This window comes from Pseudomonas sp. 2995-1 (genome assembly GCF_002742505.1).
Lineage (GTDB): Bacteria > Pseudomonadota > Gammaproteobacteria > Pseudomonadales > Pseudomonadaceae > Aquipseudomonas > Aquipseudomonas sivasensis.
Genome location: NZ_LJSA01000470.1, coordinates 1 through 322, shown reverse-complemented (window position 1 = coordinate 322; position 322 = coordinate 1). Strand labels below are relative to the sequence as shown.

The 322-nt window shown below is 39.1% G+C and carries 1 protein-coding gene; it reads left to right on the top strand.

All coding sequences use genetic code 11. The features are described 5' to 3' along the window. A partial coding sequence (locus AOA61_RS24555; RefSeq protein ID WP_256583487.1) for a Mur ligase domain-containing protein occupies positions 1 to 322 on the top strand: 322 nt, incomplete at both ends.

The following is a 322-nucleotide window of genomic DNA, read 5'->3' as shown; positions in this document are numbered from 1 at the left end:
AGGGAAGTTACGAAAGGAAGTCTTTTCTTCTGTATTACTGGCTATACGGTGGATGGGCATGATTTTGCTGCTCAGGCGGTAAAAGATGGTGCTGCTGCCATTATTGCAGAAAGAGAACTTGAAGAGATAGATGTTCCTGTGGTTATCGTAAGGAACTCGAAGCGTGCAATGGCACTTATATCTGCATGCTTTTATGAGTATCCAACAAAAGACCTTCAACTTATTGGTGTCACTGGAACAAATGGTAAAACAACAACTACCCACCTAATAGAAAAAATTCTTAATGATAATAACAGGAATACTGGAATTATAGGCACTATGT